This is a genomic window from Hydrogenophaga pseudoflava (assembly GCF_004353865.1).
GTDB classification, from domain to species: domain Bacteria; phylum Pseudomonadota; class Gammaproteobacteria; order Burkholderiales; family Burkholderiaceae_C; genus Hydrogenophaga; species Hydrogenophaga pseudoflava.
In genome coordinates this window covers 4,078,691-4,094,120 of record NZ_CP037867.1, presented here as the reverse complement: position 1 = coordinate 4,094,120, position 15,430 = coordinate 4,078,691, and the positions used below count along the sequence as shown (strand labels likewise).

General features: G+C 61.4%; 15 protein-coding genes and 1 tRNA gene. 8 read left to right on the top strand and 8 right to left on the bottom strand.

Translation table 11 applies throughout. From position 1 onward, the window contains the following. The first annotated feature begins 150 nt into the window (after positions 1 to 150). From secA to HPF_RS19680, 4 genes are read left to right on the top strand one after another with little or no spacing between them, the layout of a single operon-like run. Complete coding sequence (gene secA / locus HPF_RS19695) at positions 151 to 2,895, top strand: preprotein translocase subunit SecA (RefSeq protein WP_133157606.1); 2,745 nt, start codon at positions 151 to 153, stop codon at positions 2,893 to 2,895. Between the two features lie 26 nt (positions 2,896 to 2,921). Continuing rightward, positions 2,922 to 4,169 (top strand): bifunctional glutamate N-acetyltransferase/amino-acid acetyltransferase ArgJ, encoded by a 1,248-nt coding sequence (gene argJ, locus HPF_RS19690; protein WP_066152924.1) that lies wholly within the window; start codon positions 2,922 to 2,924, stop codon positions 4,167 to 4,169. A 16-nt stretch (positions 4,170 to 4,185) separates the two neighbouring features. Beyond that, positions 4,186 to 5,064: an ATP-binding protein gene (locus HPF_RS19685; RefSeq protein WP_066152927.1), complete on the top strand. Its 879-nt coding sequence runs from the start codon at positions 4,186 to 4,188 to the stop codon at positions 5,062 to 5,064. Continuing rightward, positions 5,061 to 5,531 (top strand): NUDIX domain-containing protein, encoded by a 471-nt coding sequence (locus HPF_RS19680; RefSeq protein ID WP_066152930.1) that lies wholly within the window; start codon positions 5,061 to 5,063, stop codon positions 5,529 to 5,531. The genes HPF_RS19685 and HPF_RS19680 overlap by 4 nt, the downstream gene beginning before the upstream one ends. Before the next feature lie 6 nt (positions 5,532 to 5,537). Here the strand turns inward: HPF_RS19680 and HPF_RS19675 are convergent, their stop codons facing one another. The 8 genes from HPF_RS19675 to HPF_RS19640 all read right to left on the bottom strand — a co-directional run bounded on the left by HPF_RS19675 (position 5,538) and on the right by HPF_RS19640 (position 12,176). Continuing rightward, positions 5,538 to 5,726 carry a DNA gyrase inhibitor YacG gene (locus HPF_RS19675; protein WP_066152933.1) on the bottom strand — a complete coding sequence of 63 codons (189 nt, stop codon included), beginning with the start codon at positions 5,724 to 5,726 and terminating at the stop codon, positions 5,538 to 5,540. A gap of 8 nt (positions 5,727 to 5,734) precedes the next feature. After that, on the bottom strand, positions 5,735 to 6,490 hold the full coding sequence (zapD, locus tag HPF_RS19670; RefSeq protein ID WP_066152938.1) for a cell division protein ZapD: 756 nt from the start codon (positions 6,488 to 6,490) through the stop codon (positions 5,735 to 5,737). A 40-nt stretch (positions 6,491 to 6,530) separates the two neighbouring features. Next, complete coding sequence (coaE, locus tag HPF_RS19665) at positions 6,531 to 7,121, bottom strand: dephospho-CoA kinase (RefSeq protein WP_133157605.1); 591 nt, start codon at positions 7,119 to 7,121, stop codon at positions 6,531 to 6,533. 14 nt (positions 7,122 to 7,135) lie between these two features. After that, on the bottom strand, positions 7,136 to 7,978 hold the full coding sequence (locus HPF_RS19660) for a prepilin peptidase (protein ID WP_133157604.1): 843 nt from the start codon (positions 7,976 to 7,978) through the stop codon (positions 7,136 to 7,138). A gap of 5 nt (positions 7,979 to 7,983) precedes the next feature. After that, on the bottom strand, positions 7,984 to 9,201 hold the full coding sequence (locus tag HPF_RS19655; RefSeq protein WP_066152952.1) for a type II secretion system F family protein: 1,218 nt from the start codon (positions 9,199 to 9,201) through the stop codon (positions 7,984 to 7,986). A 30-nt stretch (positions 9,202 to 9,231) separates the two neighbouring features. Further along, positions 9,232 to 10,968: a type IV-A pilus assembly ATPase PilB gene (gene pilB / locus HPF_RS19650; protein ID WP_133157603.1), complete on the bottom strand. Its 1,737-nt coding sequence runs from the start codon at positions 10,966 to 10,968 to the stop codon at positions 9,232 to 9,234. Between the two features lie 154 nt (positions 10,969 to 11,122). After that, positions 11,123 to 11,199 (bottom strand) — tRNA-Pro (locus HPF_RS19645). 47 nt (positions 11,200 to 11,246) lie between these two features. Beyond that, a complete protein-coding gene (locus HPF_RS19640) occupies positions 11,247 to 12,176 on the bottom strand; it encodes a polyprenyl synthetase family protein (protein ID WP_133158174.1) in 930 nt (309 codons plus the stop codon). A gap of 282 nt (positions 12,177 to 12,458) precedes the next feature. Here HPF_RS19640 and rplU point away from each other — a divergent pair, with 282 nt between their 5' ends. The 4 genes from rplU to proB all read left to right on the top strand — a co-directional run bounded on the left by rplU (position 12,459) and on the right by proB (position 15,411). Next, a complete protein-coding gene (rplU, locus tag HPF_RS19635) occupies positions 12,459 to 12,770 on the top strand; it encodes a 50S ribosomal protein L21 (RefSeq protein ID WP_066152961.1) in 312 nt (103 codons plus the stop codon). A gap of 13 nt (positions 12,771 to 12,783) precedes the next feature. Beyond that, positions 12,784 to 13,041: a 50S ribosomal protein L27 gene (gene rpmA / locus HPF_RS19630; RefSeq protein WP_066152967.1), complete on the top strand. Its 258-nt coding sequence runs from the start codon at positions 12,784 to 12,786 to the stop codon at positions 13,039 to 13,041. A gap of 99 nt (positions 13,042 to 13,140) precedes the next feature. Then, positions 13,141 to 14,217: an Obg family GTPase CgtA gene (cgtA, locus tag HPF_RS19625; protein WP_079366848.1), complete on the top strand. Its 1,077-nt coding sequence runs from the start codon at positions 13,141 to 13,143 to the stop codon at positions 14,215 to 14,217. An 18-nt stretch (positions 14,218 to 14,235) separates the two neighbouring features. Next, positions 14,236 to 15,411 carry a glutamate 5-kinase gene (gene proB, locus HPF_RS19620; protein ID WP_127804451.1) on the top strand — a complete coding sequence of 392 codons (1,176 nt, stop codon included), beginning with the start codon at positions 14,236 to 14,238 and terminating at the stop codon, positions 15,409 to 15,411. Positions 15,412 to 15,430: the final 19 nt, after the last annotated feature.

The window sequence follows — 15,430 nt, the reverse complement described above, 5'->3', positions numbered from 1 at the left end:
GAAGCCGCCGGGTAAAATTGCGGCTTTGCTCTTGAAACAGCAGCGTTTGCCGGCACCTTCCGCGTGCCCGTGCAAGCCGATACGGCTGGCAGGAGTTGTTCGATCATTTCGCCTGCCTGGCATTTCCATGCCTGCTGCCGGTCCGCACTTATGGCCACAAATTTCCTCACCAAACTGTTCGGTAGCCGCAACGACCGTCTGCTCAAGACCTACCGCAAAACGGTGGAACGCATCAACAGTCTGGAGCCTCAATTCGAGAAGCTCAGCGACGACGAGTTGACAGCGCAGACGGAGGTGTTCAAGCGCCGCCTGGCCGACGGCGCTACCCTCGATGCGATCCTTCCCGAGGCATTCGCTGTGGTGCGCGAGGCAAGCAAGCGCGTGATGAAGATGCGTCACTTCGATGTGCAACTGGTTGGTGGTATTGCGCTGCACTCCGGGAAAATCGCCGAGATGCGAACCGGTGAAGGCAAGACACTGACCGCCACGCTGCCGGTCTACCTCAATGCGCTGTCGGGCAAAGGCGTTCACGTCGTGACCGTGAACGATTACCTGGCGAGTCGGGACGCCCAGTGGATGGGCCGTCTGTACAACTTCCTCGGGCTGTCGGTCGGCATCAATTTGCCCCAGGCCCCGCGCGAAGACAAGCAGGCTGCGTACGGTGCCGACATCACCTACGGCACCAACAATGAGTACGGCTTTGACTACTTGCGCGACAACATGGTGCACGAGGCCAAGGACCGCGTGCAGCGAGGACTGAACTTTGCAATCGTCGACGAGGTGGACTCCATCCTGATCGACGAAGCCCGCACGCCACTGATCATCAGTGGCCAGGCCGAGGATCAGACGCCGGTCTATACCGCCATCAAGCAATTGGTGCCGCACCTGACCCGCCAGGAAGGCGAGGCCGATCCCCGCACCGGCGAAGGCGTGATCAAGCCGGGCGACTTCACGGTGGACGAGAAAGCACACTCCATCCACATGACCGAACAGGGGCACGAAAATGCCGAGCGCCTGCTCAGCCAGGCGGGTCTGTTGCCAGAGGGCGCTTCGCTGTACGACCCTGCGAACATCGCTTTGATGCACCACCTGGTGACGTCGCTCAAGGCTCATCACCTCTACCACCGCGACCAGCACTATGTGGTGCAGAACGGCGAGATCGTCATCGTGGACGAGTTCACCGGCCGGCTGATGTCCGGTCGCCGCTGGAGCGACGGCCTGCACCAGGCGGTGGAGGCCAAGGAAGGCGTCGCGATCCAGCCCGAAAACCAGACGCTGGCATCGATCACCTTCCAGAACTACTTCCGCCTGTACGGCAAGCTGTCGGGTATGACGGGTACCGCCGACACGGAGGCCTACGAATTCCAGGAGATCTACGGTCTGGAGACCGTGGTGATCCCGCCCAACCGGCCCAGCCAGCGCGTCGACCAGCTCGACCGCGTGTACAAGACCACCAAGGAAAAGTACGTTGCGGCGATCCAGGACATCCGCGAGTGCCACGAGCGTGGCCAGCCGGTGCTGGTGGGCACGTCCTCAATCGAGAACTCGGAAATCATCTCCGGTCTGCTGACCGCCGAAAAGCTGCCGCACGAGGTGCTCAACGCCAAGCAGCACGCCCGCGAAGCGGACATCATCGTCCAGGCGGGGCGCCCGGGCGCCATCACCATTGCCACCAACATGGCTGGCCGCGGCACCGACATCGTGCTCGGTGGCAACCTGGAAAAGATGGTCGCTGCGGTCGATGCAGACGAGTCGCTGGACGACGCCAGCAAGGCGCAGCGCGTGCAGGCGCTTCGTGATCAGTGGCAGTCGGACCACGAGAAGGTGAAGTCGCTCGGCGGCCTGCGCATCATCGCGACCGAGCGTCATGAAAGCCGCCGCATCGACAACCAGCTGCGGGGCCGCTCGGGCCGTCAGGGCGACCCGGGTTCGTCCCGTTTCTACCTGAGCCTGGATGACTCGCTGATGCGGATCTTTGCAGGCGAGAAGGTACGGGCGATCATGGACCGGCTGAAGATGCCAGAGGGCGAGGCCATTGAGGCCGGCATCGTCACACGCAGCATCGAAAGTGCCCAGCGCAAGGTCGAGGCCCGCAACTTCGATATCCGCAAGCAGTTGCTGGAATACGACGATGTGTCGAACGACCAGCGCAAGGTGATCTACCAGCAGCGCAACGACATCCTGGACGCACAGAGCCTGCGGGCCCAGATCGACGCATTGCGCGAGGGTTGCATGACGGATCTGGTGCACCAGTTCGTGCCCGAAGGCAGCGTGGAGGAGCAATGGGATCTGCCCGGCCTCGAGCGTGTGCTGCGCGAAGAGTGGTCGGTGGATCTGCCGGTTGCCAGCTGGGTGTCTGAGTCCGAGGCGGTCGAGGTCGACGACATCGTCGAGCGTGTTCAGAAGGCTGCCAAGCAAGTGTTCGAAGACAAAGTGGCACTGGTCGGCGATGAAAATTTCACCCAGTTCGAGCGCATGGTGCTCCTGCAGACCATCGACAGCCAGTGGCGGGACCACCTGTCCGCACTCGACTACCTGCGGCAGGGCATCCACCTGCGGGGCTACGCCCAGAAGCAGCCCAAGCAGGAGTACAAGAGGGAGGCCTTCCAGCTGTTTGGCCAGTTGCTCGACAGTGTGAAGAACGACGTGACCCGCATCCTGATGAACGTGCGCGTGCAGTCGGCCGAGCAGATCTCTGAAGCCACCGAGCAGATGGAGGCCAGCGCCGAACAGATTGCCAACGTGACCTACACCGCGCCGACCGAAACCGGCGAAGCCGAGAGCGTTGTCGACCCCGCGACTGCGGTGGCCGAGGTGCCGCGTGTGGGGCGCAACGACCCCTGCCCCTGCGGCAGCGGCAAGAAGTACAAGCACTGCCACGGCGCACTGACTTGATGCCCTTTTGACCGGAATCTGATGCCATGGCTGTGAACTACATTGCCCCCCAAGCCCAGGACCTGCTGCCCGTCGCGGGTGTTCGCATCGGCGTGGCCGAAGCTGGCATTCGCAAAGCGAACCGCAAGGACCTGACCGTTTTTCTGCTGGATGAGGGCAGTGTCGTCGGGGCTGTGTTCACGCAGAACCGCTACGCGGCTGCGCCCGTGCAGGTGTGCCGGGACCATCTCGCTGCGGGCCTGGGTATCCGGGCCATGGTGATCAACACGGGCAACGCCAATGCCGGCACGGGTGAGCCGGGTTTGCAGAACGCCCGTCAGACCACGAATGCACTGGCGCTGGCCCTGGGTGTGCAGCACGAGCAGGTGCTGCCTTTTTCGACCGGCGTGATCATGGAGCCCCTGCCACTGGAGCGGCTGCTCGTCGGACTGCCTGCCGCTCTGTCAGATGCCGGCAGTGCCGCCGGTGCCACAGGTGCGCAATGGCTCAAGGCGGCCGAGGGGATCATGACCACCGACACGCTTCCCAAGGCGATCAGCCGCCAGGCGACGGTGGGGGGCCAGACCGTGACCGTGAGTGGCATCGCCAAAGGGGCGGGCATGATCCGCCCGAACATGGCGACCATGCTGGGTTATGTGGCCACCGATGCGGCGGTGGCGCCCGCCTTGATGCCGGCCCTGGCCAAACGGCTGGCCGACGGTTCCTTCAACCGCGTCACAGTGGACGGTGACACATCGACCAACGACTCCTTTGTTGTGGTGGCCACGGGCAAGGCTGGCAATCCGGTCGTGACCGACCTGGCCAGCGCCGACGGCCGGGCCCTGCTGGCGGCCATGACAGAAGTGGCCCAGTTCCTGGCCCACGCCATCGTGCGCGACGGCGAAGGCGCCACCAAGTTCATCACGGTGCGGGTGGAAGGCGGGGCCAGCAGCGACGAATGCCTGAAGGCGGCCTACGCCGTGGCCCACTCGCCGCTGGTCAAGACAGCTTTTTTTGCCAGCGACCCCAACCTGGGCCGGATTCTTGCCGCCGTCGGTTACGCCGGCATCGCCGACCTGGATGCGTCCAAGATTGAATTGCATCTGGGGGATGTGCATGTCGTCAAGGCGGGTGGTCGCAACCCCGACTACCGCGAAGAAGACGGGCAGCGCGTCATGAAGGCAGCCGAGATCCTGGTGCGCATCGGGCTGGGGCGCGGAAGCGCCACCGAGACGGTCTGGACCTGCGACTTCAGCCACGACTACGTGACCATCAACGCCGACTACCGGTCCTGACCCAAGGTCGCTGGGCATGAACGAGCAATTCGAACGGCTCCTGCAAAGAGCCGAACAGCTGATCTCCCGCATCGAGTCGGTGCTGCCCCAGCCGTTGGGTGCTCCCGACTGGAACGCCTCCATCGCATTTCGCTACCGCAAACGCAGCAGCGGTCATGGCGTCCTGGAGCCGGTGCGCCAGGTGGCCCAGATGCGTCTGTCCGACCTGCAGGAAATCGACGGGCAGAAGGAAAAGATCCAGCGCAACACCGAGCAGTTCGTGCAAGGTTTGCCCGCCAACAACGTGTTGTTGACGGGCGCGCGTGGTACCGGCAAATCGTCTCTGATCAAGGCTTGCCTGAACGAGTATGCGCCGCAGGGTTTGAGGCTGATCGAGGTGGACAAGGCCGATCTGGTGGACCTCCCCGACATCGTGGATGTGGTGGCCGACAGACCCGAGCGCTTCCTGGTCTTCTGCGATGACCTGAGTTTCGAGGACGGCGAGGCGGGGTACAAGGCCCTCAAATCCATCCTCGATGGTTCGGTGTCGGCGGCAGGGCAGAACGTCCTGATCTGCGCGACCAGTAATCGACGGCACCTCCTGCCGGAGTACATGAAGGAGAACCTCACGTACACCCATACCGCCGATGGCGAGGTGCATCCCGGCGAGGTGGTGGAGGAAAAGATCTCTCTGTCTGAGCGCTTCGGGCTATGGGTCAGCTTCTACCCGTTCAGCCAGGACGAGTACTTGAGTATCGTGGCCCAGTGGCTGGCGTCGTTTGATGTGCCTGCAGCCGAGATCGAAGCGGCGCGACCGCAGGCCCTGGTCTGGGCGCTCGAACGCGGTTCGCGCAGCGGACGCGTGGCCTACCAGTTTGCCCGCGACTACGCGGGCTCTCATCGTTCGCAGCCATGAGGCAGACCGCGGTGCTGGTGGTCGATGGCGGCGGCACCACCGAGGGCGCGCAGCGCCCGGTCACGGAGGTTGCGGTCGGCATCCTCGTCGATGCAGAGGGCCGCTATCTCCTGACATCCCGACCACCTGGCAAGGTCTACGCTGGTTATTGGGAGTTCCCGGGCGGCAAGCTGGAGGTCGGTGAAAGCGTGGAGCAGGCCTTGCGACGGGAGCTGCAGGAGGAGATCGGCGTCACCATCGGCCCGGCCATGGCCTGGCGGCGATCACTGGTCGACTATCCCCACGCGCTGGTCCGCCTGAACTTCTGCAAGGTCTACGAGTGGTCCGGGGACCTGCACATGCATGAGGGTCAGAGCCATCGCTGGGAGCGGTTGCCGGTGAGCTGCGAGCCTGTGCTGCCGGGGACGGTGCCGGTGCTCGCCTGGCTGGCCGAAGAAGAGGCTGCCGCTGCTCCGCCTGCCTGCTGAAACGACTCAGTGTTCTTCGAAGCCAGGCTCGCGATCGGACGCCTGCTCGGGCACTTTGAACTGTTCGCTCGCCCAGGCGCCCAGATCCATCTGCTTGCAGCGTTCGCTGCAGAAAGGTCGGTAGGGGTTGGTGGCGGCGTACAGGCTTGCACTTCCGCAGGTCGGGCATGTCACCTGTTTGGGTACCTGGCTCATGAAGGCGTTCAGGAGCAGAGCGTGAGCTCGAAAGACGCATCCTCCCCGGCGGGATGCAGGCGTTCATCCACTCCCAAGCGCAGCAATCGGACCGACAGCATCAGGCGGTTGCCACTGATCTCTGGGATCAGCCCAAGGCGCGGATCTATGGCAAGGCGCAGCAACTGGTAGGTACGGCCTTGGGGAAGGTTTTGCTGGAACTGGCCGCCGGGAGCCACCACTTTGTGAGGGGACCCGGAGTCCCGCATCATCTTCAGCAGCAACATGATGGCTTCAGCCAGCGGTGCCAGGGGCTGTACCCAGCGCTGAAGGTCTGCTTGGCGCAGCGACGCTGACTGGTGCTGCCAGTGGAAGTAACCGGGCAAGTCAAACTCGCAGGTACCGCCCGGAATGCCGATGCGGCTCCGAATGGCCATCAGCCAGTCGTTGTCGGTCAGGGACTGGCCGGTTTTGCCGGTTGCACCGCTGAGTTCCGAAAAACTGGCGTCCAGCTGGCCAATGACTTCGTCAAGCACCCGTTCGGAGATGGCAGGGTTGCCGCGGTAGCCGTTGAGCTGGATGCGGTGCCGGTCAATGTCTTTGAGGACATCTGACTTCATGTCCGCACGGGCGGCCACATCCATGATCTCGAAGATGGTCTGAATGGCGAAGTGGTGATCCAGCGCGTCAGAGCGAGTCACAAGCTCGGACAGCCGTGTGAACAGATGCTCCAGTCGGAGGTAAGTCCGGACGCGCTCGTTGAAGGGGTATTCGTACAGGATCACAGCGTCAAAGGGCGCAGAGGTTCAGTCATGAGCTTGTTCATCATAGTCCCAACCGGCGGGTCATTCCCAGGACCAAGGCTTGCAGCGCGGGCAGATCGATTCCATCGTTCCAGAGCACGCCATCAGCGCTGGCCAGCCGTTTGGCACGTGGGCTCTGCTGGGCGATGACGCTCTCGACCTGCTGGCGAGGCCAACCGTTGCGAGCCATGACCCGGGCGATCTGGGTTTCGTGCTCACAGTCCACCACGAGCACTGTATCCAGTTGAGGGCGCCAGCGGTCCGATTCGACGAGCAGGGGCACATCAAACACCACGCAATCAGCAGGGCTTGTTTGCAACAGCCGCTCCAGCTCCTCATGGACCCGTGGATGGATGATCGACTCCAGCAGCTGTTTGGCTTGCGGGTTTGCGAACACGTGTGTCCTCATCCTGTCGCGGTCCATAGCGCCGTCGGCGGAGACGAAGGTCTCGCCGAAATGGTGCCGTATGTCCGGTATGGCTGCACCGCCGGCTTGGGTGCACATGCGCGCAATGTGGTCAGCGTCCAGAACGGTGGCTCCGCACGTTTGCAGGATCTTGGCCACGGTGCTCTTTCCGCTGCCGATGCCTCCTGTCAGGCCCACGCGACGCATGGCTGGCGGGCAGTTCAGAGGCCAATCGCGGCCAGAATGGCGCGGGGCCCGAAGAACAGCGAAGTGAGTCCGGCCAGTGCCAGGAAGGGGCCAAACGGAACATAGCCTCCTTCGCGCAGTTGGGAAAACATCTTGATGCCAATGCCAACGATGGCACCGATGACCGATGCCATGAGGATGATCGGCACGAGTGCCTGCCAGCCGAACCATGCTCCCAGCGCGGCGAAGAGCTTGAAATCGCCGTAGCCCATGCCTTCCTTGCCCGTCGCCAGCTTGAATCCCCAATACACCAGCCAAAGTGACAGATAGCCCCCGACAGCTCCCCACAGCGCTTCGGCCAGCGACACGCCGGTGAAGCCAAGCGCTGAAGCGCACAAGCCAGCCCAAAGCAGCGGCAAGGTAATGTCGTCGGGCAGCAGTGTGGTGTCCCAGTCAATGCAGGTCAGTGTCACTAGGCTTGCGGCGAACCCGCTCCAGACCAACGCCTCCCAACCCAGCCCCCATGTCCAGCCGCACCAGGCGAACAGAGCGCTCGCAACGAGCTCCACTGTCGGGTAGCGGAGACTGATGGGCGCTTTGCAGCCGGCGCATTTGCCTCCAAGGGCAAGATAGCTGACCACCGGAACATTTTCAAACCACCGGATCTGGTGTCCGCAATGCGGGCAGGCAGAGCGAGGCACCATGAGGTTGTAGGGGGCCGCAGCATCAGTGTCTGTTGCTGTGCCTTGCAGTTCTGCACATTCGGCGGCCCACCGCAACTCCATCATCTTGGGCAGTCGGTGGATGACCACATTGAGGAAGCTGCCGACCAGCAGCCCCAGAACGCCCAGAAGTGCAGCGTCCAGCAGGTTGACCATGCTGATCAAACGACCTGGCCCAGCTTGAAGATTGGCAGGTACATCGACACCACAATGCCACCGATCACCGTACCGAGCACCACGATGATGATGGGTTCCATCAGGCTGGACAGCCCAGCGACCATGTCGTCCACTTCGGCCTCGTAGAAGTCCGCGGCCTTGCCCAGCATGTGGTCGATGGAGCCGGATTCTTCACCGATGGCACACATCTGCAGCACCATGGAAGGGAAGATGTTGGCATTGGTCATGGCATTGGTCAGGCTGGTGCCGGTCGATACCTCCTGCTGGATGCGCTCGGTGGCTTTGGAGAAAACCGAGTTGCCCGATGCGCCACCGACAGAGTCCAGTGCCTCGACCAACGGTACGCCAGCCGCAAACATGGTGGCCAGTGTGCGGGTCCATCGTGCGATTACCGACTTCTCCACCAATGCCCCAAAGATGGGTATTTTCAACAGTAGTCGGTCCATGAACATTTGCACTTTTTCATTGCGCTTCCAAGCCTGCATGAAGAAGTACGAGACGCCGAAGATGCCGCCGAAGATCAACCACCAGTATTCGGTGAAGAACTCGCTCATCGCAATCACGAACAGTGTGGGGCCAGGCAGATCGGCACCGAACGAGGTGAACACCTGTTTGAAGGACGGAATCACGAAGATCATGATCACCGCCACCACCACGAACGCCACGATGATCACCGCGACCGGGTACATGAGGGCCGACTTGATCTTCGACTTCAGTGCCTCCGTTTTCTCCATGTAGGTCGCCAGGCGGTCCAGCAACTCTTCCAAGATGCCGGCCGCTTCCCCCGCTTCGACGAGATTGCAGTACAGGCTGTCAAAGTACAGCGGATACTTGCGGAAGGCTGCGCTGAGGGATGTACCGGTTTCGACGTCGGACCGGATGTCGTTGAGCAGTTTGGAGAGGCTCGGATTGGGGTTGCCACGTCCGACGATGTCGAAAGCCTGCAGGAGGGGGACGCCTGCTTTCATCATGGTTGCCAACTGGCGCGTGAAGATGGCGATGTCCTTGGGCTTGATTCGCTTGCCCGAACGCATCCGGCGCTTCTTGACCTTGGTGACCACGATGCCTTGGCGTCGCATGGCAGCCAGCACTTGGTTTTCTCCAATCGCCCGTGTCTCGCCCCGAACCGCCTTTCCGTTGCGATCCTTTCCCTCCCACTCGAACACGAAATCCTGGGTGCCTTTTGATGCTGCGGTAGCCATGTGTTCCTCGTTTCCCGGTCCGGATGGCGATTACTCGTTTGTGACGCTGAGCACTTCGTCCAGCGATGTCACACCCTGCTTGACCTTGAGGAGCCCGGACTCACGCAAGGTTCTGACCCCTTCACGCGACGCCTGTTGGGCAATGTCCAGAGCGCTGCCACCCTTGAGGATGATTCGCTGGATTTCCTCCGAAATGGGCATCACCTGATAGATGCCGACACGGCCTTTGTAGCCGTTGTTGCAGGACGAGCAGCCCACCGGCTTGTACGGAGTCCAACTCCCGTCCAGTTCTTCCGCCTTGTACCCGGCGTCCAGCAAGGCTTTGCGGGGAACGTCCAGCGGCGCCTTGCAATTGGGGCACAAGCGTCTTGCAAGTCGCTGGGCGGTGATGAGAATCACGCTGGAAGCAATGTTGAACGTGGGAATGCCCATGTTCATCATCCGCGTGAGGGTGGTGGGGGCGTCGTTGGTGTGTAGTGTCGACAGGACCATGTGGCCTGTCTGGGCAGCCTTGATCGAGATGTCCGCCGTTTCGAGATCGCGGATTTCGCCGACCATGATGACGTCCGGATCTTGCCGGAGGAACGCCTTAAGCGCGGCGGCAAACGTCAGTCCCGCCTTTTCATTGACATTGACCTGATTGACCCCGGGTAGGTTGATTTCCGACGGGTCTTCCGCCGTGGAAATATTGATGCCAGGCTTGTTCAGCAAATTCAGGCAGGTGTAGAGCGAAACGGTCTTGCCCGAGCCCGTCGGACCCGTGACGAGCACCATGCCGTATGGGCGTGAAATCGCGCTGAGCAGACGCTCCTTCTCCTCCGGCTCGTACCCAAGGGCATCAATGCCTACCTTGGCACTGCTGGGGTCGAGAATACGTATCACGATCTTTTCGCCGAACAGCGTCGGCAACGTGCTGACACGGAAGTCGATCACCCGCTCAGGTCCCACCTTGAGCTTCATGCGGCCATCCTGCGGAACTCGCTTCTCGGAGATGTCCATTCTGGAGATCACCTTGATACGGGAAGCGAGTTTGTCCTTGATCGCAACGGGCGGTGAGGCGATTTCGCGCAATTCACCGTCGATGCGAAAACGCACCCGGTAGTTGTGCTCGTACGGCTCGAAGTGGAGGTCAGACGCCCGCATATTGAATGCGTCCAGCAGCATCTTGTGCAAGAACTTGACCACTGGCGCGTCATCAACTTCCGAGGATGTGGTCTTGTCGGCTTCCGTCGTGACAGCTTCGGCTGCAAATTCGTCGAACTCGAACTCTCCACCGACAATCTGGTCCATCGCCTCATTGGCTGTGGTGGATTGCGCTTCAATGAGTTTGCTGAGCTTGTCGTACTCGGCGATGACCCAGTCCACACCCAGTTGGGTCGCAAACTTGATCTTCTCTGCCGCTTGTTGATCGGCCGGATCGGCCGTAGCGACCATCAACCTGTTGTTGCGTTTGCTCAGGACAACGATGCGGTAGTCGTTGCAGATCTTGGGGTCGAGCAGGCCTTTGGGTAGTCTCTGTAGGTCGATCGCATCAAGATCCAGCAGGGGCGCTGCGAACGCCGTGGACATCGTATGAGCGAGATCGGAAGCAGAAACGGCCCCGGAACCGGTCAGTTCTGCGATGAAACTGGTGCGCCCGCTTTGAGCCTTCTTGTACAGATCTTCGGCGGCCTTTTGTCCCAGCTTTCCTGCGCTCACCAGCGCCCTACCCAAGCCGGGCAGAGCCATGGAAGGTGTATCTTGAGGGGCTGTTTCGACAGATGCCATAACCGCGTAATCTATCGTAAATCAATGACTTGGAAGACACAATTCACCCAAACTGTGTCGAAATCGTACCTGCGCACAGGCCGTACGTTGTATGGAGGTGTCGATTGATGCCCACGAAGCCGGTGGAAACCGGGGCGGGCAGACAAAAAAACGATGGTCGGGGTGAGAGGATTCGAACCTCCGGCCTCTACGTCCCGAACGTAGCGCTCTACCAGGCTAAGCTACACCCCGCCGAAGCGCGCGATCTGGTGCGAACCGATCTGCGCTGTTTTTTGTCTTTAGGAGCGTCGCTCCAACAAGTCAGCTGCCAATTGTAGCAAAGCCGAGCGGTACGGATTGTCAGGAAGCGTTCGGGCTGCCTCCATCGCTCGACGGGCCTCTGCCATGGCACTCGATCGGGCGGCCTCAAGGGCGCCTGTTTCGCGAATGATGTTCTGGATGGCGTCCATATGCTCCACGTCGCCTTCAATGATGGCAGCTTGCAGGAGTTGTTGCTGTTCGGGCGACGCCTTTTTGAGTGCACAAATGATGGGCAGCGTCACTTTTCCTTCGCGCAGGTCATCGCCCAGGTTCTTGCCCAGCTCTTGGGCGTCTCCTTCGTAATCCAGGACATCGTCGATCACCTGGAACGCGGTCCCCAGTGCCTGGCCGTAAACGGCGCATGCGCTTTCCACCTCGGTAGGTGCTCCTGCAAGGATCGGAGCCAGTCGGGCGCTTGCTTCAAACAGCTTCGCGGTCTTTGACCGGATGACGCGCAGGTAGGCTGCCTCGTCGAGGGAGGGGTCGTGCATGTTGACCAGTTGCTGCACTTCCCCTTCGGCAATGACGTTGGTTGCATCGGACAGCACTTGCATGACCCGCATGTTGTTCACGTCTACCATCATCTGGAATGCGCGGGAGTACAAGAAGTCTCCCACAAGTACGCTGGGTGCATTTCCGAACCGTTCATTGGCAGTGGCGCGACCTCTTCGCAGCGTGGATTCGTCAACCACATCGTCATGCAAAAGGGTTGCAGTGTGGATGAACTCAACCACAGCGGCAAGCGTGTGACGGTGTGGATGGTTGCTCCCCAATGCCCCGCTGACGAGCAGAAGCAGGGCGGGGCGCAGCCGCTTGCCGCCCGCAGAGATGATGTACTGGGATACTTCCTTGACCAGGGGGACCTCGGAGGTGAGGCGTTCATTGATCACCAGATCAACGGCCCGCATGTCCAGCCGTATCAGGTCGAGAGGCGAGTCGTTGGAAGGGCTGGCTGGTGTCAAGATCGGCTACCGCGGTTCGGCTGAATGAAGTGCGCGGATTATAGGAACCGAGCAAGGTGTGCCTGATCGGCATGCCGTGTCCGTGTTGCGATCTTCAGGGTGCTCGTTTGAGGGGGCCGTACTTCTTCCTGTCAGAAGGTGCGAGGGTGCTATAATTTGCGGTTCGGCGGAGGTTCGTCTGCCGAGTGCCAGGCAAATCCCTGCTGGCAACAACTTTATGAGGTTCCTATGTACGCGGTCATAAAAACCGGTGGCAAGCAATATCGCGTTGCTGCCGGCGAAAAAATTAAAGTAGAACAGATTGCTGCGGAAGTGGGCCAGGAAATCGTGATCGACCAGGTTCTTGCTGTCGGCAATGGCAGCGAACTCAAGGTTGGCACTCCCCTGGTCTCTGGCGCGACAGTCAAGGCCACCGTGGTGGCTCATGGTCGGCACGACAAAGTGCGCATTTTCAAGATGCGTCGTCGTAAGCACTACCAGAAGCGCCAGGGTCATCGTCAAAATTTCACCGAGCTGCAGATCGCTGCGATCGCTGCCTGAGGAGTAGTTTGAAATGGCACAGAAAAAAGGCGGCGGCTCTACGCGAAACGGGCGCGATTCCAAGCCAAAGATGCTCGGCGTGAAGGCATTCGGTGGTGAGTTGGTGTCGGCTGGTTCCATCATCGTGCGCCAGCGCGGTACCAAGTTCCATCCCGGTACCAACGTCGGTGTGGGCAAGGACCATACTCTGTTCGCGACTGTGGACGGGCATGTGACCTTCGCTACCAAGGGCGCACTGAACCGCCATACCGTGAGCATCACGCCGGTGTGATGCGGTGGCCCTCTCGGGCCACTGGCTGGATGGCAGCATCCCGTGGAAAGGCCCGCCGTTCGCGGGCCTTTTTTGTTTGATTTTTCGGAAGCGCTGATCATGAAGTTTGTGGACGAAGCCACGATCGATGTCGCTGCAGGCGATGGCGGCAACGGCTGCGCGTCGTTCCGGCATGAGAAGTACAAGGAGTTCGGTGGTCCGGACGGTGGGGACGGCGGCCGTGGCGGCCATGTCTACGCTCTTGCAGATGCCAGTCTGAACACGCTGGTGGATTTCCGTTACACGCGCCGTTTTGAGGCGCAGCGAGGCGAGCACGGCAAGGGGTCCGACATGTTTGGCGTCAAGGGGGATGACATCGTCCTCAAGATGCCAGTGGGAACCATCATTTCCGACGCTGAGACAGGTGAAGTGCTGTTCGAGTTGCTCCAGCCGGGTGAGCAGATCACCATTGCCAAGGGAGGCGATGGCGGCTTTGGCAACATGCATTACAAGAGTTCCACCAACCGGGCGCCCCGGCAGAAGACGCCCGGGTGGCCTGGGGAGCGCCGCACGCTCAAGCTGGAGCTCAAGGTTCTGGCGGATGTCGGTCTGCTGGGCATGCCCAACGCGGGCAAGTCGACACTGATTGCGGCCATTTCCAACGCGCGCCCGAAGATCGCGGACTACCCTTTCACCACGCTGCACCCCAACTTGGGTGTGGTGCGCGTGGGGCCGGAGAAGAGCTTTGTGGTGGCCGATGTGCCTGGCCTGATCGAGGGAGCCTCGGAAGGAGCTGGTCTGGGGCATCAGTTCCTTCGTCACCTGCAGCGCACCCGGCTGTTGCTGCATCTTGTGGACGTGGCGCCGTTCGACGACACCGTGGATCCCGTGCAGCAGGCCAAGGCCATTGCGGCCGAGCTCAAGAAGTTCGATCCGGCGCTGTACGCCAAGCCTAGATGGCTGGTGCTCAACAAGCTGGACATGGTCCCGGCCGAAGAGCGGGAATCACGGGTGAAAGACATCGTCAAGAGACTCAAGCACAAGGGGCCGGTGTTCGAGATTTCAGCGCTCACCCGCGAAGGCTGCGAACTGCTGGTGCAGAAGATCTATGCTCACATTGCCAAGGTTCATGAAGACGCGCAGGCACCCGCTGTGGTGGACCCGCGCTTCGCAGGCAGTGATCAACAAACCGATTGACGAAACTTCGCTAAGAACATGGCAGATGTGGGAAGCCTCGCGACCGCTCCGATCAACGACCTGAGCGGTGTTCCACCGGTGGTGAGATCCGCGCGGCGCATCGTGGTCAAAGTGGGTTCCAGTCTGGTCACCAATGAAGGGCGGGGACTGGACGAGGCTGCCATCGGCCACTGGAGTCAGCAACTGGCAGCCCTTGTTCAAGATGGGCGTGAGCTGATAATGGTCAGCAGCGGTGCGGTGGCCGAGGGCATGAAGCGCTTGGGCTGGGCGAATCGTCCGAAAGAAATCAATGAGCTGCAGGCTGCGGCGGCCGTCGGGCAAATGGGGCTGGTCCAGATGTACGAGACCAAGCTGCGTGAGTGTGGCGTCGGCAGTGCGCAGGTGTTGCTGACGCACGCCGATCTGGCCGACCGCGAGCGTTATCTCAACGCACGTTCCACGCTGCTGACCTTGCTGCAGCTCGGCGTGGTTCCGGTGATCAACGAAAACGACACCGTCGTCAACGACGAGATCAAGTTCGGTGACAACGACACGTTGGGCGCCCTGGTGGCCAATCTGGTCGAGGCAGATGTATTGATCATCCTGACGGACCAGAAAGGGCTGTACACCGCCGATCCGCGCCGTGATCCCTCAGCAACCTTTGTGCATGTGGCGCGTGCTGGCGACCCACAGCTGGAGGCGATGGCCGGTGGCGCGGGTTCTGGCATTGGCAAAGGCGGCATGATCACCAAGATCCTGGCGGCCAAACGTGCCGCCGGGTCGGGTGCGTCCACCGTGATCGCGTGGGGGCGTGAGCCGCGCGTGCTGCAGCGTCTTTGTGATGGTGAGGCCATCGGTACCTGTCTGGTGGCCCAGACCGCGAAGCAGCAGGCGCGCAAGCAGTGGATGGCCGACCACTTGCAGATGCGGGGTGCGGTGGTGGTCGATGCCGGGGCGGTCGAAAAGATCGTGGGAGAAGGCAAGAGCCTGCTGCCCATCGGCATGACCGGCGTAGAGGGGGAGTTCTCGCGCGGCGACGTGATCGCGGTGCGGGGGGCGGACGGGCTGGAGATCGCGCGGGGTCTTGCGAACTACGCCAGCCCGGAGGCGCGCCTGATCTGCCGCAGATCGTCGGCAGATTTTGAACGCCTGCTGGGCTACGCCGCTGAGCCCGAGATGATCCACCGGGACAACCTGGTGCTCACGCGCACCTGAGCAGGGGATTCGGCCCAGG